We start from the raw sequence: 17,707 nt of genomic DNA on the forward strand, positions 1-17,707 counted from the left end.
ACGGAGGGCTTCGCGGGCTGGGCCTGTCGCCGCAGCGTCCGGCCTATCGGGCGTGGCGGCGTGATCCGGCGGCCATCACCCGGTGGATGAGGACGTTCTTTCCCGCGATCTGCCTGCAGGCGCGCAGGCGGGGGGCGCTGGTGCTGTTCGCCGACGAGATGAGCATGCGCGTCGATCATCGCGGTGGTACCACCTGGGGAGTGGCCGGGCGGACTCTGTCGGTGCACGCCGGTGCCGAGCGTCAGTCGGTGAAGATGTTCTCGGCGGTAGGCGTGGACGGCACGCTGCGCTACCGGCTGGGATACGGCTCGATGGACCGGTGGGCGTTCATCGAGTTTTGCGCGCACCTGCTGCGGACCGTCACCGGGCTGATCTTCCTGATGGTCGGCGGCTCCTCGATCCATACAGCCCGGGCGGTCGGTGATTTCGTCGCGCATACCGGTGGCCGGTTGCGCTTGTTCTTCTTGCGCCGCTTGAGCACCAGCACATAGGCCAAACCCAGTGGCGCTCGCACCTGCCGATCGGGCCGCGCCAACCGGCTCACGGATACACCAGGCCATGCTGCGGACAGAGTTCACACACCCGCTGCGCAACCGGTGCCGGTCACGACCAGGACGGCCAGCGGGGTGGACAGCGTGGAGGTCGGCACGTTCAGCCCTCTACCAGCATGCTCTTGCCGCCGATCTTGGTGTGCGGGGGCGACGTGCTCGGCCGCTGGCTCTTCCAGGCCGCACCGCTCGGCCAGTCGCATCATCGGCCCCAGTCCGCCGTACGCGACCACACGTTCCTCGTCGAGGATCGCATGGGTCTTGGCAGATTCGTGGAGCAATCGCACGTGGGAGGTGCCCTCTCGATCAAGGTGACGGAAGCCTGAAGAACTCCTATCATCCTAGGTCAGAGGGCACCTCCTCTCGTTTCAGGATCTTCAGTCCAGATTCGGCTCGGTGGATCCAGCCTCAGATGCCGAACTCGCCACCCTTGATGCCGCTCAGAAACGCCGACCAAGCGGCAGGGGCGAAGACGAGCGCTGGGCCAGTCGGGTTCTTGCTGTCACGGACAGCTACGACGCGGGGAAGGTTGGTTGCGACCTCGACGCACTCACCGCCGTTGTTGCCGCTGCGGGAACTCTTCTTCCACACAGCCCCGGAGAGATCCGTAACGGTCAGATCTTTAAGCTCCATCGCTCCACTGCTTCCTTGATCTTTTCGAGTGATTCGCCTGGACGATATGCCTCTGTGCTCAGTCTGTCATAACGATCCAAGATCCGCGTGACGAGATCATGCTCTGCTGACACTTCGCCTTTACCTGCCGAATCGACGGAGACAGCGAGTGGCGCGTCGGGCAGTTCCGCAATGACAAACGCCGACAACAGGCCGTCTGTGCAAGAGGTGTCATAGGGAACGAGTTGTACCGTCACGCGGCGGTGCTGCGCGATGGCTGCCAGGTGACTGAGCTGCTGGTACATGACTTCCCTGCCACCGATCGGGCGTTTAAGAACCCACTCATCCAGAAGAACCCGAAGTTCCGGAGAATTATCCCGGTTGAGAATTTCCTGTCGCCGCATACGAGCCGCTACCTGATCTTCTATCTCTGTTTCGGGAGTCGAGAAGTGACCGAGAAAGACGGCCCGCGCATAGTCCTCTGTCTGGAGCAGCCCAGGAATCAAGAAGGGTGCCCAGATCCGCAGCACGGCTGCCCCAGGCTCGATCTCCTCCAGCCAGCGGAGGAACCATCCCGGCCCGGAGGGTGACTGGTGGATCCGTCGATATAACCGGACGAAGTAGTCACTCTCGGGAAGATTGAAGACGCGATCGCATGCCTCCGCGAAGTCGAGTTGCGGGTTACGGGTACCGGCTTCGATGTGCCCCACAAGAGACGGTGAGCATCCAAGGCGGCCGGCCAGCCGTCTTTGTGACCACCCTGCTTCTTTACGACATCTGGCCAGCTCACGGCCAAAGCGCACGAGAGGAGACAGGTGGGAATCGAGGTTTTTGACCATGATTGCCTCCGAGGTTTCTTGGCGCGCCGCCGACCTTTGCTTACACGGTAGCGAAATCTCTTACATCAGCTGAGGTTTTCTGCAATCGGATTGTCCTTCGACTTCCTATGCGAGACAGCCGTGTCTGCTTGCATCCTGGGCGTACATCAAACGAGCCACCAGGGAAGATCACAACGATAAACCGACAATTACCTCGCATAGCTGGAGCCCAAGATGACAAATCAAGATTCCGAAAGTCGCACTATCCGGACAAATAGCAGTTCGCCTGTAAGCACTCAGCGGATTCCTCGGCACGTGAAAGAAGATCAGTACCTTCACCTGGTCCGATTGGCATGGGACCTGCACACGCTTGGCCTGAGCGCGATAGTTGAGCTGCCTACCGGAGAGGAACCGGCTCTGCTGGTTTCTCGGGCGGCTGGGCCGTTGCGGATCATGGCGCTGAGGTTCAAGGGAACGTGGTTCTTCACCTGGGGCCGGGGCGAGGGCCAGCGAGTGCGGACACTGTCGAGCGAGGCGGCAAACCGTGTCTGGGAGATAGCGCAATGAGTGCCGTTGATCTCCCCGGCTCGCCGAGTTCGATCGCGGTGGCGCGGGCGTATGTACGGGAGTTGCCGGAAGTGGCAGGGCATCCGAGGGCGGACGAGGTTGAGCTACTGGTCAGCGAACTGGTGGCGAATGCCGTACAACACTCTGACTCCGGGCGCAGGCCGGATGGGATGCTGCGGCTGGTGGTTGCCGACCACGACCACACACTGCATGTGGAAGTGATCGACGGGGGCTCATCAGGAGCCATCCCACAGGTTCCCGCACAGGTGGACTCGCTCAGCGAGAACGGCCGTGGTTTGTGGCTTGTTCAGGAGCTGTCATCGGCCTGGGGCTGGAAGGAGAGCGAAACCGGACGAGTCATCTGGTTCGACCTCCCCACCCGGCCCTGATCTCCCCGACCTCCGGACAGCCGGGATCCCCCCGATCCCGCCGACCCCGGAGCCGGTCCACGCAGACGGCTCCCCCGTGCCGGGCGTGGACCGTACGAAAAGGCCGGCGTCCACGGACCTGATCCCATCCTCGTCCGGGACGCCGGCCTCCTCCACCTCGGCCACAAGCGGGTCGTTTACGGAGCGAGCCGGTGCAGGTCGCGGGGGAAGAGGGTGACCTGGCGGATGTTCGGCACGTCGAGCAGACGGGCCAGGAACCGTTACAGCCCGAACGCGAAGCCGCCGTGCGGCGGCATGCCGGAGCGCATCGCGTCGAGGTATCCCGAGTACGCCGACAGGTCGCTCTCGCCGCGCGCGGTCAGCGTCCGCACGTAGTCGGCGTGCCAGTGCATCCGCTGGCCGCCGCTGACCAGCTCCAGGCCACGGAATATCAGGTCGAACGCGCGCGAGTGGCCGGGCCGCGCCGGGTCCGGATGCGTGTAGAAGGCACGGTGCGCGGTCGGGTAGCCCTCGACGAACACGAAGTCCGAGCCGTGCTCGCGCAAGGCCCGCTCGCCGATCCAGCGCTCGTGCGCCGATGCGAGGTCGGGCTCGGCGGTGATGTCCCGGCCGATCGCCTTACTGATCATCTCAAGGACGTCGGTGAAGTGCACCACCACGGATCTGTCCGGCAGCGCGGGCATGGTGTGAGTGAAGGACCGGTCCGACCTCGTAGACCCGCTCGAAGACGAGACCGAAGCGGCCAAGGTCGAGGTGCGCCTGGATAGATAGCGACATGGTGTTGCTATAGTTCGCGACATGTCGTCGCCAAGTTCTCGTCAAAGCTGGCTGCCTCTCTTCGTGCTCGCGGTCGGTGTGTCGATGGTCGTCATCGACGCGACGATCGTGAACGTCGCCGTTCCGGCGATGATCGACGATCTGGGGCTCACGGTCACCGATGTGGAGTGGGTCAACTCCCTCTACCTGCTGGTGTTCGCGTCCCTGCTCATCCCGCTGGGCCGTATCGGTGACCAGCGCGGCAGGCCGCAGCTGTTCGCCACGGGCATCGTGGTCTTCCTGGTGGCGAGCCTGCTGGCGGCGGTCGCGGGGAGCGGCGCGATGCTGATCGGAGCCAGGGCAACCCAGGGAGTGGGCGCCGCGATGGCCATGCCCATGACGCTCGCGATCATCAACTCCACCTACTTCGGCAGGCAGCGGGTGATCGGATTCGCGATCTGGGGCTCGATCGTCGGCGGTATGGCCGCCATCGGGCCGCTGGTCGGCGGCTGGCTGGTCACCGACCACGGCTGGCGTGCGGCGTTCTGGATCAACCTGCCCATCGGCGCGCTGGTCCTGCTCGGCGCGCTGCGCATCCCCGCCTCCCGTGAGGATCGGGCCACCGGTCACGACCCGCTGGGCATCGCGCTGATCGTGCTGGGCATGTTCTCCGTCGTCTTCGGCCTCATCGAGGGTCAGAAGTACGGCTGGCTCACTCCCCTGCGGCCCGCCGAACTCTTCGGACTGCGGTTCGAGGAGGTCTCCCCGGTGCCCTTCGCGTTCGGCATCGGCATCCTGGCCGTGGCCGCCTTCATCCTGCTGGAGCGGCGACGCGAGCGGGCCGGGCGCCCCGTGCTGATCGACCTGACACTGTTCACACTGCCCGGCTTCCGCTACGGCGCGATAGCCGCGATGATCGTGGCGCTGGGCGAGTTCGGTGTGATCCTGGTGCTGCCGCTGTTCCTGCAGTCCGCGCTCGGCCACAGCGCGTTCACGGCCGGCCTCATCATCGCCACCCTCGCCGTGGGCACCTTCCTGGCCGGCGGCGTGGTCCCCGTCCTGACCAGGAAGGTGAACTCACGGACTGTCGTGCAGATCGGCCTCGCCCTGGAGGTCGTGGGCGCCGTCGGCATCGGTCTCTCCCTGGAGGCCGGCATGAGCGTGTGGCGGATCGTGCCCTGGATGCTCGTCTACGGCTTCGGCATCGGCTTCGCCACGGCCCAGCTCACCAGCGTGCTGATGGCCGACGTGCCCGCCCGGCAGGCGGGTCAGGCCTCCGGGTTGCAGAGCGCGATCCGCCAGGTCGGTGCGGGGCTGGGGGTCGCCGTCCTGGGCGGGGTGCTGGTCACCGGACTCGGCTCGTCGGTCGAGAAGAACATGTCCTCCTATCCGGAGCAGGTCCGCACGAGCGTGGCGAACGCCGTGCAGGAGAGCGGTGGTGCGGCCATCCCGGGGCTGAGCGATCCGGCCGTCCACGCGGCGGCGGTCGCGGGCGCCACGGAGGCGACCCGCAGGGTGCCGGTCATCACCGGGCTGGTCCTGCTGGCCGGGCTCGGCTTCACGTTCCTGCTCCCGCGTACCGCCGCTCCCACCCGGGACGGCGAGGACGCGGACGGGGACGAAGGCGGGGAGAATGACAGTGACGGAGCGGGGACACCCGGGCCGGACAGCGGAGGACGCCACCAGGAGGTGTAGATGCCGAGGATCAGCGCGGCGACCGTCGCCGACCACCGGGCCAACCAGCACGCCGCCCTGCTGGAGGCGGCGCGCGAGATCCTGGCCGCGCAAGGTGTGCACGCGCTCACCCCGGCGGCGGTGGGCGCCCGGATCGGCCTGGCCCGATCGAGCGTCTACCGCTACTTCTCCTCCACCGCCGACATCCTCGCCCAGCTCACCGAGGAGGGCTTCCCCCGCTGGGCCGGCCGCCTGCGCGCCACCATGGCGGAAGCCCCGCCCGACGGGCCGACCGGCTCACTCGACGGGCGGCTCCGGGCGTACGGCAGGGTCGCGCTCGAGTTCGTCGGCAGTGCCGACTACGCGCTGGTCCCGGCGGCGCAGACGCTCGGACTGCCGGCCGAGTGCCTGGCACGGCTGGAGGAGTTGCACGGGTCGCTCATCGAGCCGCTCGGCGACGTGCTCCGCGAGGCGGGATACGACCATCCCGCCCTGCGGGCCGAGCTCGCCTGGGGCGTGCTCCGCGCGGGCACCCGGCGCCTCGCGTCGGAGTCCTCCGGCGGCCTCGGCGCGGAGGACACGTCCGAGATCATCGAGATCACCCTCGACATGTTCTGCCGGACTCTGCGCTGACCTGACGCCGGTCGGAATATCCGGGGAGGAGCGGTACGAGCCGGGAAGGCACCGGTGAGACGGGAACTCCGGCGACTGGGAACACCGCCATGGCGACGCGGCGGCGCGCGGCCCTTCACCGGCTGTGGCCACCAGGCCCGTCGCCGCGCGGAACAGCGCTTTTCGAGGGCGTCCCGCACCGGCCTCGATGGTCAGGAGAACAGAGCGCGGCCCCAGTAGTCGCCCGCGTCGCGCACGCCGGGCGGGCAGGCGAACAGGGCGCTGGAGACGTGCTTGATGTACTCGTTGAGGGAGTCCTTGCCCGCCAGGGAGCGTTGCACGGTGACGAACTGGCGGTGGGGGTCGCGCTGGTAGGCCATGAAGAACAGGCCGGCGTCCAGCCTGCCCAGGCCGTCGGAGCCGTCCACGTAGTTGTAGCCGCGGCGCAGCAGGTGCGCACCGCCGTTGTGGGACGGGTGGGCGAGCCGTACGTGCGCGTCGTCGAAGATCAGGGGCTTCCCGTCGGGCCCCTTGGCCTCGAAGTCGATCGGGTCGAACTCGTTCTTCTTGCCCAGCGGTGCCCCCTCCCCCTTGTCCCGGCCGAAGATCTGCTCCTGCTCGACCAGCGGCGCCCGGTCCCAGGTCTCGACCAGCATCCGGATCTTGCGGGTGACCAGGTAGCTGCCGCCGGTCATCCAGTCGGGGCCGTCGCCGGAACCCACCCAGAGCTGCTCCTTCAGCAGCGCCACGTCCTCCAGCTTGAGGTTGGCCGTGCCGTCCTTGAACCCCATCAGGTTGCGCGGCGTCGCCTGCGCGCGCGAGGTCGACGAGGTGCGTCCGAAGCCGAGCTGGGACCAGCGCACCGAGACCCGGCCGAAGCCGATGCGCGCCAGGTTACGGATGGCGTGCACCGCCACCTGCGGGTCGTGCGCGCACGCCTGCACGCACAGGTCACCGCCGGAGATCTCCGGCAGCAGCGCGTCGCCGGGCAGGTGCGGCAGGTCGGCCAGCGCGGCCGGCCTGCGCGAGGCCAGCCCGAACCGGTCGTCGAAGAGCGATCCGCCGAAGCCGACGGTCAGCGTCAGCCCGGAGGCGGGCAGGCCGAGGGCCTCGCCGGTGTCGTCCGGCGGCGCCTCCGGCTCGCCGCCGACCGCGCCGAACGCGCCCGCCTCCTGGCCCTGAGTCATCCGGGCCGCGGCGGCGGTCCACTCCTGGAGCAGTTCGGCCAGCTCCGCCTTCTTTTCGGTGATGACGTCAAAGGAGACGAAGTGCAGCCGGTCCTGTGCCGGGGTGACGATGCCCGCCTGGTGCTCGCCGTAGAAGGGGACCGCGTCGGAGACGGAGGCGACCGTGGTGGGCGCGGGCTCGTCACCGATCCCGCGCACCGCGATCACACCCGCGCCGGCGACCGCCACGCCGGCCGCGCCCATGCCGAACAGCTTCCTGCGACTGATCCGCTCGCTCATCGAACCCTCTCTACGACAGGTCGCTCGTTACTTCGCCACCACCGCGGCGATCTTACTGATCGGCTCGGCGAGCGCGTTGATCGCGTCCGACAACTTCTTGAGGTCGTCCTTGGACAGCTCGGTGTGCAGCTTCCAGCCGTCGCCCTTCTGGTGCGCGCCGAGCGCGGCCTCGGCCCCGGCGAACTTCTCGTCCAGCGTCTTCACCAGCTCCGGGGCGCGTTCCTCCAGAACGGGACGGAGCGCCTGCACCGCGGCCTTGGAACCCTGCAGGTTGGCGTCGAAGTCCCACAGGTCGGTGTGCGAGTAGCGGTCCTCCTCACCGGTGATCTTCCCGGAGGCCACCTCGTCGAGCAGGCCCTTGGCGCCGTTGGCCAGCAGCACCGGCGACAGCTCGGCGGAGTTGGACTGCTCCACGATGGTCTTGATGTCGGCCATCAGCTTGTCGGCGATCGGGCCGTCCTTGCTGACATCCTTCTTGACCCAGAGGTCCTTCTCGATCCGGTGGAAGCCGGTCCACTCCTCCCCCTCGGCCACGTCGTTCTCCCGGGCGTCGATGGCCGGGTCGAGGTCGCCGAAGATCTCCGCGACCGGCTCGATCCGCTCCCAGTAGGTGCGGGAGACCGGGAAGAGCGCCTTGGCCTTGTCGATGTCCTCGGCCTTGACCGCGTCGACGAACTCCTGCGCCTTGACCAGCAGCGTGTCGCTCTGCGACTTGATGTAGCGCTTGTAGCTGGCGGTCGCCTCGGCGAGCTGGGCGTCGTCGCTGAGCGGCTTGTGCTCGCCGGTGACCTTGAGCGGGCCGCGGACGCCCTTGCCGACCATGCCGGGCTTGCAGGCGGTCTCGTAGCTGCCGGCCGGCAACTCGACGATCACCTCGCGGGTCAGGCCCGGCACGATGTTCTCCACCTCTCCCATGACCCGGTCGCCGGGAGCGTAGACGTAGAACTCGGTCACCTTGGTGCCACCGTTGGTGATCGCGAATGTCGAGGTGCCCGCGGCCACCTCGGTGACGGCGACCTTGCACTCGGTGTCGGTGGCGGCCACCGCGACGGGACCGCCCTTGGCCGGAGCCGCGGAGGCACCCGCGTCCGTGGCCGGGGTGGGCTCGGAGGAGCAGGCCGCGAGGCCGGTGAGGGCGAGTGCGCCCGCGGCGATGGCAAGGGAAGTACGCATGATCGTCCTGTTCAGGCGGTTTCAGCCCGCGGGCTGCGGGTCGGTCGAGGGGGTGGCGGGTGAGGGGGTCGGGCGGCTGCGCCACGGCCGCAGGAAGAGGATGAGCGTGGGCACCGCGTAGGCGGCCCAGGCCACCGTCTCCAGCACGCTCGGCTGCGGGGTGATGTTGAACATCCCGGCCAGCAGGGCACCGTACCAGGAGTCGGCGGGCAACACGCCGCTGATGTCGAAGGCGTAGCTGGACAGGCCCGGCAGGACGGCCGCCTCCTGCAGGTCGTGCACGCCGTACTTGAAGATTCCGGCGGCGACCAGGATCAGCAGCAGGCCGGTCCAGGTGAAGAACTTGGTCAGGTTGATCCGCATCGCGCTGCGGTAGATGGCCCAGCCCAGCAGGACCGCGGTGATCAGCCCCAGGCTGATCCCGATCAGCGGGACCGCGGTGGTGGTGGCGCCCTGCACCGAGGCGAAGAACAGCAACGCGGTCTCCAGGCCCTCGCGCGCCACGGCGAGGAAGGCCATCACGACCACCGCGATCGCGCCGACCTCCAGGGCCTCGCTCAGCTTGGCGCGCAGGTCACCGGAGATCGTACGGGCGGCACCCCGCATCCAGAAGATCATCCAGGTGACGAACACGGTGGCCAGCAGCGAGGTGACCGCCTCGAACAACTCCTGCTGCCGGTATTCCAGATGGGCGACGGTGAAGGTGAGCAGCGCGCCGAACGCGATCGACAGCACGAGAGCGGCGCCGACCCCGGCCCAGACGAGGGGAAGCCGGTCACGTCGATCACTTTTGACGAGGAGAGCGACGAGCACGGAGACGACGAGCGCGGCCTCCAGACCTTCGCGTAATCCGATGAGATAGCTGGCGAACACCGTCACTCCATGAGATGGAAAGGCTTGCCTAAATTAGGGCAGGGCAACCTTACTCTTCACAAGGAGATAATTCCCACCGGGGTACGAAAGACATGAACAGTGCGGTGATAATGCCGTATGCGTATGATCAAGCGGTTCACCCCGTCTTTGGGCGTTCCACGCTTGGCACCTCGTACCCTCTCCTACCTCGCCATCGGAGCCTCGGCGGCCCGCAGGGATCGCCAGATCCGCTCGGGAAGCAGTCGGGACGCCTCGTCCAGGTCGATACCGGGGGCCCCGGCCAGCCAGCGGCGGGCCGTCTCCGCGACCGGGCCGACGACCAGCATCTCGATCAGCTCGTCGGGCAGCCCCACGACCAGCCCCGCCCTGATGTACGGTCGCAGCCAGCCCAGGATCCCGGCCAGCCTGGGCTCCTTCTCCTCCGCGATCAGATCCTCGTGCGCGGCCAGGAAGTCGGCGTAGGCGGAGGCGTGGACGAAGCGCGCGGCGGCCGTGTGCTCGCGGGTGAAACCGAGATATCCGGTGACCACGGCCCGGACGCCGGCGGCGGCCCGCGCCTCGGTACCGTCGCGGGGGCCTCCCTCCCGCCCCTGCGGCACCGCGTCGAGTGCGGCGATGACGGCGTCGAGCAGGTCGGACAGGCAGCGCGCGTAGAGGGCGGCCGCCAGCCCGTCGAAGCTGCCGAAGTGGTGGTAGAGGCTTCCGACGCTGACGCCGCTGGTAGCGGTCACCGCCGTCATGGTGAAGCCGTCGGCGCCCTTCTCCGCGTAGAGGTCCAGTGCCGCCGCCAGCAGCCGCTCCCGGGTCTGCTCGCCGCGCCGCTGCCTAGGCGACACCGGTCAGCTCCGCGGCCTGCGCCCACAGTTCCCCCGCCCGCGCGGGGTCGGCGGCCACGGAGGCGAGGGGCAGTTCGCGGTCGACGTCGAAGTACCGTCCGGTGCCGGCCCGGTCGAGCGCCAGCCGTACGACCGGCGCCGCGCCGTCGGCCGGCGCCTTCCACAGCCGCTTCGCGGCCCTCAGCAGCACCCCCGCGAGGCCGCTCCGGTCACCGAGCCCGGTCCTGATCACTCCGGGGTGGACGGCGTCGATCGTGATGCCCCGTGACCTCCAGCGCTCGGCCCACAGCGGCATCAGCGCCAGGTTGCAGAGCTTGGTGTTGGCATAGGTGCGCAGCGGAGAGAAGTCCGCTCCGGCCGGGGTGCGCGCGAGGTCGACCTGGCCCGTGCCGTACAGGCCCGCGGTGACCTGGACGACCCTGCTCAGGCGATCCTCCAGCAGGTGGTTGAGCAGGAAGGGCGCCAGGTGGTTGACGGCGAAGGACTCCTCGAACCCGTCCTCGGTGAGCCGCCGCGCCGATGGCCAGATCCCGGCGTTGTGCACCAGCACGTCGAGCCGCGGGCAGGTTCCGGCCAGTGCCTCGGCGACGGCCCGGACCCCTTTCAACGTCGAGAGGTCTCCGGCGACCAGATCGGCGCCGAGCCGGGCGGCCTCGCCCGCCGCGGCGGGGTTCCTGGCCACGACCACCACCCGGTGATCGCGGCGGGCGAACTCCTCGGCCGTGGCCAGGCCGATCCCGCGGTTGCCACCGGTGATGACGACAGTAGGTCCCATGGCTAAATCGTAGCCGATTCTAGAGAGACTCTCTAGAATCGGGAGGCCGCCGGACGGCATCTCGAAAGGTGAGCGGCGGGGCCTCGCGGGAAGAGCCGGTGGCCGTCGCCGGAGAGACGCGGGCCGCCCTCATGTCGTCCATCTCACCGTGCCCGGCTCGTACCCGATCCGGTTCCTCCCGGAGGAGGAGGGACCGGGCAGAGGTGAAACACGGGTAGCACCGCGGGTTCCTCTCCGTGGAGGAGGGAACGGGCGAGCCGTTTCCCTAGATTCGGAAACATGAAGGACGAAGAGCCCCCGAACACCCGGGTACGACCCGGCAGGTGGCGACCACGAAGGCTGCTGCTGCGGATCACCGCCTGGGGCGCGGGACTGTTCGTGCTGACGGCGGGGGCCGGGTTCCTCTACGAGACGGCCGCACGGCAGGACGACGCCGGACGACACCGGCCACCGGGGCGGCTGGTCGACGTGGGTGGCCACCGCCTCCACCTGCACTGCACCGGGAGGGGCGCGCCCACCGTCGTGCTCGAGGCGGGACTGGCGGAGTCGAGCGCGAGCTGGGAGACGATCCAGCGCGGGCTCGCCACCGGCAGCCGGGTGTGCTCCTACGACCGGGCCGGATACGCCTGGAGCGAGGACAGCCCTCTGCCGCGTACGGCGGAGCACCTCGCCGAAGAGTTGCGCACGTTACTGGCCGTCGCCGGGGAGGCAGGACCTTACGTCCTGGTCGGGCACTCCTACGGCGGCAACACCGTTCGTGTCTTCGCCGACCGGTGGCGAGACCTGACCGCCGGGCTGGTGCTGATCGACGTCACCGATGAGACGGCCGGTACCGCGCTGCTGATCTCCCGGCCGCTGATCTCGGCCCAGTTCACCGTCAACCAGCTGATCGCCCGGCTCGGCCTGCTGCGGCTGCTGGACGACGTCTTCGTACCGGCCGACGCCACCGCGACGGCCCGCGCCCACGCCACCGTCGTCTACGGTTCCAGCAGCATGGCAGCCGGCCGCGCCGAGGCCTGGGCCTCGGTGGACAGCGCCGCCCAGGTCCGCGCGACGGTCCGTCCGAAGGCCTGGGGTGACCTGCCGGTAGTGGTCATCTCCGCGGGAGGCCAGCCGGCCGAGGCCGTCGCGCACGCCCGGAGCCTGGCCGCGCTGTCGGCCCGGGGCCGCCTGGTCGTCGCGGACACGACCGAGCACTATGTTCAGAACGCCCAGCCCGACCTCGTCCTCGACGCGATCGGCGAGGTCGTCGCCGCCCACCGGAAGAGCTGACCCGCCCCGCGCCGCCGAACACGCGCAGGCCGGCGACGCGGGAACCCTGTCCACCTCCGGCACCGTCGCCCTGCCGTGACGGACCGATCATGAGGATGCCTCTCGGTTCAGCGGGCGGCACGGCGATAGACACCCGGGGTGATGCCGTACCAGCGGACGAACCAGCGGTTCAGATGACTTTGGTCGGCGAAACCGGTCTCCGCCGCGGCGTCCGCGATCGGCGTGCCCCGCGACAGCAGCCCACGAGCCACCCGCAGGCGAACCTGCCGCTGGTAATCGCTCGGCGCCATCCCGTACGCCGCCCGGAAGGCCCGGTAGACGGTGAACCTGCTGGATCCGGACACGGCGGCCAGGGAGTCGGCGGTGTGGTCGGTCCGGTAGTCGTCCTCGAGCAGTTCCGCCACTTGCCCGGCGACGTCCGCCGCGCCCCGGCTCCCCGCCCGGAACCGCGGGCCCCTCGCGGCGGGACCGCTGAGGGCCGCGCGGCGGACCAGGTCGGGAATGACCGCGTCCAGCAGCTCGTCGGCGACCAGGGCGGGGGCTCCGCCGAGAAGCGCGGCGTGCAGGCGGCCCAGCCCTCCGGCGAGCACCGGGTCGTGGACGACCGGCTCGGCGAACAGCGGCAGCCCGGCCGCGCGGCCCGCGAACCCGGCCAGCGCACCGGAGACGAGCTCGGGGCCGATGTGCACGATCCGGTAGGTGAAACCGAGCTCATCGGCCGCCCGGCCGTCGTGCGGGTCGTCCGGGTTGAACGCCAGCACCATCCCCGCCGTGCTCGTGTGGCCCGCACCCCGGCAGGTGAACGCCTGCCGGCCGTCGTCGGTGATCCCGAAGGAGTAGGTCTCGTGGCTGTGCCGGTGGTAGGTGTGCCGCTCGAAGTGGGCGTGCATCGCCTCCAGCCCCGGCCGGGGCGAGCACCAGTAGCGCGACCAGTCACCTGACATGGGGCCATTGAATCGCTTCCCGGTCACGGTTCCGGTGTTCGGAACGGTCAGGGCTTGGCCGTCGCCCACCTCGACCGGAGACGAGAAGCAGCTCACTCTCGTGCCGCACGAGCGTTCAATACCCGGCGGGGCGCGGCCGGAGATGCTGCGGGACATGCGTTTCGACACGAAGATCGGCATTGTGGTGCGCGCGGACCTCGCCCTCTGGCAGAAGCTCAACGTCACCGCGTTCCTGGCGAGCGGAGTGGCGGGGGGCGGACCCGAGGCGATGGGCGAGCCGTACGCCGACGGGTCCGGCAACCACTACCTGGCGATGTTCCGCCAGCCCGTCCTGGTCTACGCCGCGGACGGCCCCGGCCTCGCCGCGGCACACGCCCGCGCGCTGGCACGCGGGCTGGAGACGGCCCTGTACACGGAGGAACTGTTCAAGACCGACAACGACGAGGACAACCGGGCCGCGGTGCGCGCCGTGCCCGCCGAGGAACTCCGCCTGGTCGGGCTCGCGGTGTACGGCCCGCGCAACGGGGTCGACAAGGTGCTCAAGGGGCTCGCCCTCCACCCCTGAACCGGGCGGAGTCGCTCGACGGCGCGGCGGCATCGCGACCGGAGGAGGGGCATGGCCCGCCATGTGCCCGCCGCACCGGCCGACCGGGCCGGCGCGCACGGAGCCGACCGCGGGTGTCCCCGGGTGGGGCGCGACGACATCCCGGCCGTCCGGGCTGTACGAGCGGACGGGGTCCGGCGGGACACCCGGTCACCGTTGCCGCACCGCGGGGTGAGTACGGCTAGCGCGGCCAGTTGGCGACGGTCTCGGCGCGGATGACGTCGACATGGCAGTGCGAGGTTCTGCGCTTCCTGCTGTCCAGCACGCAGACCCTGACGTCCACCCGGGTGATCTCCCCGTCCGAGGACAGCCTGAACAGGTCGTTCGCGCGGCAGGTCGAGCGTGGCCGGGCCCAGCCCGTACCGCCTCCGGTGTAGTGGAACCTGGCGCGGATGTAGGCGCAGTGGCCGGGGTGTCCGTCGCGGTCGTGGAGCGTTCCGGACACGGTGAACGTCTCGGCGCCGAAGTCCGTGATCCACACGTTGGCCCTGGCATACCCGCCGTGCCCGCCCGCCGACCGGACCGGCCCCCAGTGGAGCAGGTCCCCGCTCACCGCTCCCGCGGTGGCCTTCTCCGTCGTGGCCTCCGCCGCGACGGCCGGGCCTCCGGCGAGCAGCGCCGTCAACATCACACCGATCAATCCCTTACGCATGGCTAAAGGGATATCCCCGTCGACTTGGAAGCCCCTTGCGTCTGGCTTGTCCCGGGGCGGGCTCCGGGACGAGAAGGTCTCAGCCCGGCCGGAGCCGCCCGGCCGGCCGCACAGGACGGCCGTCCGGGCAGATGCCCGGACGGCCGTCCGGTGCGCCGCGGAAACCCTCGCGGTGAGCCCTCCACAGCGTGGACGGCACGATCGCACGTACCTGGTCCACGGTGTCCCGGCTCCGCCGGTCAGGGCTTGGTGATCTGGGCGGGCGGTGTCCCCTCGGGCTTGGGAACACGGATGGTGTCGGAGGGCTTCTCCCCCTTGTTGCGCGCGGCCAGGGTCGGATAGCAGTCGTAGTAGCAGTAGTAGGCGTCGCAGTACCGCAGGTAGCAGATCCAGCCGTCCGCAGCCGTGGACGAGCAGGCGACCGCCGGCGCGACCTGGGACGACGCGGCGTGGGCACCGGTCACGGGAAGTACGCCGAGTAGGCCGGCGCCGGCCAGAACCGCCCCTGCCAGGCCGATGCGGACACTGCGGGTGAAGGTGTTCATGATCCTCCTCGGTTACCTACGGAGCATGGCACCACCAAAGGTAATCAAGTGAACACATGGAGTCACGCAGCCGATCACCCCGTGTCGGGACGTTCCGCGCCCGAGCGGGCCGAGGAGTCCGGCGCCGCCTTCCGGAACGCCGGTTACGACTCGGCCCCCTGGGGGACCCCCGCCGAGCGCCGGGCGATGGAGCGCACGATCTCTCCGGTGCGGACGGCGGTCATGGACAGCAGCGAGGAGGCGATCCCGTGGGTGTCCTCGGTGGCCCCCTGGAGGTAGACGCCCCAGGTCCGGCCTGGGACGGTGGCGACCCGGTAGTCACGCTCCACCAGCAGCGCGCCCGTCTCACCCGTGAGGCAGTGCTCGCCCGCCTCGCCGAGCAGGTCTCGCGGATCGCGCTCGCGGTAGCCGGTCGCGCAGACGACAGCGTCGGCCTCGATCGTGCTCACCTCGCCCGTGGGCAGGAAGCACATCCTGACGCGGGCGCCGTCGCCGTCGCCGTCCACGCCGAGCAGACGGGAGGCGTTCAGCATGCGCAGCCGCTCGACACCGGCGACCTTCTCCGCGTAGGAACGCCGGTAGAGCTCGTCGATGAGGTCGAGGTCCACCACCGAGTAGTTGGTGTTCCTGGAGTAGGCGAGCAGCATGCGCTTCACCTCCTCGGGGGCGGCGAAGAAGTGGTCGACGGCCTGCGGGTCGAAGATGCGGTTGGCGAAGGGGCTGTCGTCGGCCGGCGAGTAGCCGTACCTGGTGAAGACGGCGCAGACCTCCGCGGACGGGTAGGTGCGGTGCAGGTGCTCGGCGGCCTCGGCCGCGCTCTGCCCGGCGCCGACCACGACGAACCGTGCCGGGACGCGCTCGCCGAGGGATTCGAGCCTGGCCAGCAGTTCCTCGGTGTGCCAGATCCGCTCGCCCTGCCGCACGCCGTCGGGCAGCACGGGTTCGAGTCCGGCCGCGATCACGAGGTTGCGCGTCAGGCAGGTGTGCAGCTCGTCGCCGCGTTCCACGACGACCTCGAGGGTGTCGTCGTCGTACGGACGCACCGCGACGACCTCGGAGTCGTAGCGCACCAGACCGGCGAAGGAGGCGGCGACCCATTCCAGGTAGTCGTGGAACTCCAGCCGGGTGGGAAACATGGTCTTGTGGTTGATGAAGTCGACCAGCCTCCCCCTGTCCTGGAGGTAGGACAGAAAGGAGTAGGAGCTTGTCGGGTTGCGCAGGGTGACCAGGTCCTTGAGGAAGTGCACCTGCATCGTGGCGCCCTCGATGAGCATGTTGCGGTGCCAGCCGAACCTGGGTTGCCTCTCGAAGAAGACCGCGTTCACATCGGAGCCGCGCTCCTCTTCCAGGGCCACCGCGAGCGCGAGGTTGGAAGGGCCGAAACCGATGCCCACGACGTCATAGACCGGGCTCGACATGTTCGCCTCTCACATATTGAGGAGATGGTCCCCGCCACCGAGGCGGCGGGGAAGGGGGGCGGGGTGTGTCAGGACGCGCCGGCGGCCTTGGCCGCCTCGGCGACCCGCGGCACGACCTGGTCGATCACGTGGGGGACCGCCAGCGGCGTCGGCGTGCGCAGCGGCCAGAACGCGGTGAGGTCCAGCGGCACGTAGGAGCCCCGCCTGACCACGTCCAGGCCGGCGAAGAGCTTGTTGGCCTCGATCTTCTTCTGCGTGGCGGCGTCGTCGTTGTAGTGGCTGAGCAGCAGGTCGACGTCGAGGACCTTGACCTTCTCCATGCTCAGCTCGGCCGCGAAGCCGTCGCCGGGAAGCGTTTTGATCTCCTCGGGCAGCACCAGCCCGAACTGCTCGAAGAGCTGGACGCTGATATCGGTTTCGGACTTCAGCACGCCGATGTTCCCCGAGGGGAAGACGCTGGTCAGCGCGAACTTCTTGCCGGACAGCTCGGGGTAGGCGGCCTTGACAGAGTCGATCTTCGCTTCGACGTCGGTGACGAGCTTCTCGCCCTCGTCGGTCCTGCCGACCGCCTTGGCGACCTGGCGGGCCACCGTCTGCCAGGAGTCCTCGGCGGGGCCGGTCTGGTAGGCGGTGGTCGGCGCGAGCTGGGAGAGGTTGGCGTACTCCTTGTCGATGTAGTAGTCGCCACCCGCGAGGATCAGGTCCGGCTTGAGCGCGGCGATCTGCTCCAGCGAGAAGCCCGACTCACCGGCCTTCAGCAGCGTCGGCTTGGCTCCGGAGATCCTGGGCGCGGTCCAGGGGGCGAGCCCGTCGGCCTGGACGCCGGTCAGTTCGGCCATGGCGATCGGCTGCACCCCCAGGGCCAGCAGGGTGTCCTGGTCCACCTCGCCGAGGGCGACGATGCGCTGGGGGGCGGATTCGATCGTGGTGGTGCCGAGCTTGTGCGTGATGGTGACCGGGAACCCGGAGGCGGCCTGGGTCGCGGGGGTGCCCGCGGCGGGCCGTTCGCCGCCGTCACCGGCGCACGCGCCCACCAGGCCGAGGCCCAGCAGCAGCGTTCCTGTCGCGGCCAGGCGGCGCATCGTGTCGCGCATAGGTGTGGGTTTCCTTCCAGAGCCGACAAGGGCTCTCAGCATTAGGTAAGGCTAACCTAACTTAGCAATCTTTGGAGGC

Annotated in this window: 20 protein-coding genes and 1 pseudogene; 7 read left to right on the forward strand and 14 right to left on the reverse strand. The window is 69.2% G+C overall.

The genetic code is table 11. From position 1 onward, the window contains the following. Positions 1–17: 17 nt before the first annotated feature. Positions 18–80: pseudogene (locus tag ACFQVD_RS11295) on the forward strand (hypothetical protein); the annotation flags it as partial. A gap of 6 nt (positions 81–86) precedes the next feature. Continuing rightward, positions 87–491: a transposase gene (locus ACFQVD_RS11300; RefSeq protein ID WP_343978894.1), complete on the forward strand. Its 405-nt coding sequence runs from the start codon at positions 87–89 to the stop codon at positions 489–491. An 83-nt stretch (positions 492–574) separates the two neighbouring features. On the opposite strand, the gene ACFQVD_RS11305 is transcribed toward ACFQVD_RS11300, so the two are convergent. The 3 genes from ACFQVD_RS11305 to ACFQVD_RS11315 all read right to left on the reverse strand — a co-directional run bounded on the left by ACFQVD_RS11305 (position 575) and on the right by ACFQVD_RS11315 (position 1,999). Further along, entirely contained in the window at positions 575–829 is a 255-nt protein-coding gene (locus ACFQVD_RS11305; RefSeq protein WP_343978897.1) for a hypothetical protein, read from the reverse strand. A gap of 127 nt (positions 830–956) precedes the next feature. Beyond that, entirely contained in the window at positions 957–1,181 is a 225-nt protein-coding gene (locus tag ACFQVD_RS11310; RefSeq protein WP_343978901.1) for a DUF397 domain-containing protein, read from the reverse strand. Next, the gene (locus tag ACFQVD_RS11315; RefSeq protein ID WP_343978904.1) at positions 1,163–1,999 is read right to left on the reverse strand and encodes a helix-turn-helix domain-containing protein; all 837 of its coding nucleotides are present in this window, start codon (positions 1,997–1,999) and stop codon (positions 1,163–1,165) included. Before ACFQVD_RS11315 ends, ACFQVD_RS11310 begins: the two co-directional genes overlap by 19 nt. A gap of 542 nt (positions 2,000–2,541) precedes the next feature. On the opposite strand from ACFQVD_RS11315, the gene ACFQVD_RS11320 reads away from it, so the two are divergent. Then, positions 2,542–2,934 (forward strand): ATP-binding protein, encoded by a 393-nt coding sequence (locus ACFQVD_RS11320; RefSeq protein ID WP_343978907.1) that lies wholly within the window; start codon positions 2,542–2,544, stop codon positions 2,932–2,934. A gap of 260 nt (positions 2,935–3,194) precedes the next feature. Here the strand turns inward: ACFQVD_RS11320 and ACFQVD_RS11325 are convergent, their stop codons facing one another. Further along, the gene (locus tag ACFQVD_RS11325; RefSeq protein ID WP_343978910.1) at positions 3,195–3,617 is read right to left on the reverse strand and encodes an amino acid--tRNA ligase-related protein; all 423 of its coding nucleotides are present in this window, start codon (positions 3,615–3,617) and stop codon (positions 3,195–3,197) included. Between the two features lie 115 nt (positions 3,618–3,732). On the opposite strand from ACFQVD_RS11325, the gene ACFQVD_RS11330 reads away from it, so the two are divergent. Both ACFQVD_RS11330 and ACFQVD_RS11335 read left to right on the forward strand, forming a co-directional pair. Then, positions 3,733–5,385: an MFS transporter gene (locus ACFQVD_RS11330; protein ID WP_343978913.1), complete on the forward strand. Its 1,653-nt coding sequence runs from the start codon at positions 3,733–3,735 to the stop codon at positions 5,383–5,385. After that, positions 5,386–5,997: a TetR/AcrR family transcriptional regulator gene (locus tag ACFQVD_RS11335; protein ID WP_343978916.1), complete on the forward strand. Its 612-nt coding sequence runs from the start codon at positions 5,386–5,388 to the stop codon at positions 5,995–5,997. Positions 5,998–6,188: 191 nt separating this feature from the next. Here ACFQVD_RS11335 and efeB read toward each other — a convergent pair whose 3' ends face one another. The 5 genes from efeB to ACFQVD_RS11360 all read right to left on the reverse strand — a co-directional run bounded on the left by efeB (position 6,189) and on the right by ACFQVD_RS11360 (position 11,099). Further along, positions 6,189–7,442 (reverse strand): iron uptake transporter deferrochelatase/peroxidase subunit, encoded by a 1,254-nt coding sequence (efeB, locus tag ACFQVD_RS11340; RefSeq protein WP_343978919.1) that lies wholly within the window; start codon positions 7,440–7,442, stop codon positions 6,189–6,191. Between the two features lie 27 nt (positions 7,443–7,469). Then, complete coding sequence (gene efeO, locus ACFQVD_RS11345) at positions 7,470–8,615, reverse strand: iron uptake system protein EfeO (RefSeq protein ID WP_343978921.1); 1,146 nt, start codon at positions 8,613–8,615, stop codon at positions 7,470–7,472. Between the two features lie 21 nt (positions 8,616–8,636). Beyond that, positions 8,637–9,488, reverse strand: a complete 852-nt coding sequence (gene efeU, locus ACFQVD_RS11350; protein WP_343978923.1) for an iron uptake transporter permease EfeU — start codon at positions 9,486–9,488, stop codon at positions 8,637–8,639. 182 nt (positions 9,489–9,670) lie between these two features. Further along, entirely contained in the window at positions 9,671–10,324 is a 654-nt protein-coding gene (locus ACFQVD_RS11355) for a TetR/AcrR family transcriptional regulator (protein WP_343978926.1), read from the reverse strand. Then, entirely contained in the window at positions 10,314–11,099 is a 786-nt protein-coding gene (locus tag ACFQVD_RS11360; protein WP_343978929.1) for an SDR family NAD(P)-dependent oxidoreductase, read from the reverse strand. Before ACFQVD_RS11360 ends, ACFQVD_RS11355 begins: the two co-directional genes overlap by 11 nt. 279 nt (positions 11,100–11,378) lie before the next feature. On the opposite strand from ACFQVD_RS11360, the gene ACFQVD_RS11365 reads away from it, so the two are divergent. Next, positions 11,379–12,371, forward strand: a complete 993-nt coding sequence (locus tag ACFQVD_RS11365; protein WP_343978932.1) for an alpha/beta fold hydrolase — start codon at positions 11,379–11,381, stop codon at positions 12,369–12,371. A 107-nt stretch (positions 12,372–12,478) separates the two neighbouring features. On the opposite strand, the gene ACFQVD_RS11370 is transcribed toward ACFQVD_RS11365, so the two are convergent. Next, positions 12,479–13,315 (reverse strand): helix-turn-helix transcriptional regulator, encoded by an 837-nt coding sequence (locus ACFQVD_RS11370; RefSeq protein ID WP_343978935.1) that lies wholly within the window; start codon positions 13,313–13,315, stop codon positions 12,479–12,481. Between the two features lie 154 nt (positions 13,316–13,469). On the opposite strand from ACFQVD_RS11370, the gene ACFQVD_RS11375 reads away from it, so the two are divergent. Continuing rightward, complete coding sequence (locus ACFQVD_RS11375) at positions 13,470–13,880, forward strand: DUF2000 domain-containing protein (protein ID WP_343978938.1); 411 nt, start codon at positions 13,470–13,472, stop codon at positions 13,878–13,880. A 220-nt stretch (positions 13,881–14,100) separates the two neighbouring features. Here ACFQVD_RS11375 and ACFQVD_RS11380 read toward each other — a convergent pair whose 3' ends face one another. The 4 genes from ACFQVD_RS11380 to ACFQVD_RS11395 all read right to left on the reverse strand — a co-directional run bounded on the left by ACFQVD_RS11380 (position 14,101) and on the right by ACFQVD_RS11395 (position 17,628). After that, positions 14,101–14,571 (reverse strand): hypothetical protein, encoded by a 471-nt coding sequence (locus ACFQVD_RS11380; RefSeq protein WP_343978941.1) that lies wholly within the window; start codon positions 14,569–14,571, stop codon positions 14,101–14,103. A gap of 239 nt (positions 14,572–14,810) precedes the next feature. Then, a complete protein-coding gene (locus ACFQVD_RS11385) occupies positions 14,811–15,116 on the reverse strand; it encodes a hypothetical protein (RefSeq protein WP_343978944.1) in 306 nt (101 codons plus the stop codon). A 143-nt stretch (positions 15,117–15,259) separates the two neighbouring features. Further along, entirely contained in the window at positions 15,260–16,534 is a 1,275-nt protein-coding gene (locus ACFQVD_RS11390) for a lysine N(6)-hydroxylase/L-ornithine N(5)-oxygenase family protein (RefSeq protein ID WP_343978947.1), read from the reverse strand. A 68-nt stretch (positions 16,535–16,602) separates the two neighbouring features. After that, positions 16,603–17,628, reverse strand: coding sequence for an iron-siderophore ABC transporter substrate-binding protein (locus ACFQVD_RS11395; protein WP_343978950.1), 1,026 nt, complete (start codon positions 17,626–17,628; stop codon positions 16,603–16,605). Positions 17,629–17,707 lie beyond the last annotated feature (79 nt).

The sequence above is a fragment of the Streptosporangium amethystogenes subsp. fukuiense genome (assembly GCF_042665875.1).
Classification (GTDB): domain Bacteria; phylum Actinomycetota; class Actinomycetes; order Streptosporangiales; family Streptosporangiaceae; genus Streptosporangium; species Streptosporangium fukuiense.

Excerpts from the sequence above, each read along its gene's own strand:
- ACFQVD_RS11300 (WP_343978894.1), top strand. The coding sequence starts at position 87 with ATGAGGACGTTCTTTCCCGCGATCTGCCTGCAGGCGCGCAGGCGGGGG.
- ACFQVD_RS11310 (WP_343978901.1), bottom strand. The coding sequence starts at position 1,181 with ATGGAGCTTAAAGATCTGACCGTTACGGATCTCTCCGGGGCTGTGTGG.
- ACFQVD_RS11315 (WP_343978904.1), bottom strand. The coding sequence starts at position 1,999 with ATGGTCAAAAACCTCGATTCCCACCTGTCTCCTCTCGTGCGCTTTGGC.
- ACFQVD_RS11320 (WP_343978907.1), top strand. The coding sequence starts at position 2,542 with ATGAGTGCCGTTGATCTCCCCGGCTCGCCGAGTTCGATCGCGGTGGCG.
- ACFQVD_RS11325 (WP_343978910.1), bottom strand. The coding sequence starts at position 3,617 with ATGCCCGCGCTGCCGGACAGATCCGTGGTGGTGCACTTCACCGACGTC.
- ACFQVD_RS11330 (WP_343978913.1), top strand. The coding sequence starts at position 3,733 with ATGTCGTCGCCAAGTTCTCGTCAAAGCTGGCTGCCTCTCTTCGTGCTC.
- ACFQVD_RS11335 (WP_343978916.1), top strand. The coding sequence starts at position 5,386 with ATGCCGAGGATCAGCGCGGCGACCGTCGCCGACCACCGGGCCAACCAG.
- efeB (WP_343978919.1), bottom strand. The coding sequence starts at position 7,442 with ATGAGCGAGCGGATCAGTCGCAGGAAGCTGTTCGGCATGGGCGCGGCC.
- efeO (WP_343978921.1), bottom strand. The coding sequence starts at position 8,615 with ATGCGTACTTCCCTTGCCATCGCCGCGGGCGCACTCGCCCTCACCGGC.
- ACFQVD_RS11360 (WP_343978929.1), bottom strand. The coding sequence starts at position 11,099 with ATGGGACCTACTGTCGTCATCACCGGTGGCAACCGCGGGATCGGCCTG.
- ACFQVD_RS11365 (WP_343978932.1), top strand. The coding sequence starts at position 11,379 with ATGAAGGACGAAGAGCCCCCGAACACCCGGGTACGACCCGGCAGGTGG.
- ACFQVD_RS11370 (WP_343978935.1), bottom strand. The coding sequence starts at position 13,315 with ATGTCAGGTGACTGGTCGCGCTACTGGTGCTCGCCCCGGCCGGGGCTG.
- ACFQVD_RS11375 (WP_343978938.1), top strand. The coding sequence starts at position 13,470 with ATGCGTTTCGACACGAAGATCGGCATTGTGGTGCGCGCGGACCTCGCC.
- ACFQVD_RS11380 (WP_343978941.1), bottom strand. The coding sequence starts at position 14,571 with ATGCGTAAGGGATTGATCGGTGTGATGTTGACGGCGCTGCTCGCCGGA.
- ACFQVD_RS11385 (WP_343978944.1), bottom strand. The coding sequence starts at position 15,116 with ATGAACACCTTCACCCGCAGTGTCCGCATCGGCCTGGCAGGGGCGGTT.
- ACFQVD_RS11390 (WP_343978947.1), bottom strand. The coding sequence starts at position 16,534 with ATGTCGAGCCCGGTCTATGACGTCGTGGGCATCGGTTTCGGCCCTTCC.
- ACFQVD_RS11395 (WP_343978950.1), bottom strand. The coding sequence starts at position 17,628 with ATGCGCGACACGATGCGCCGCCTGGCCGCGACAGGAACGCTGCTGCTG.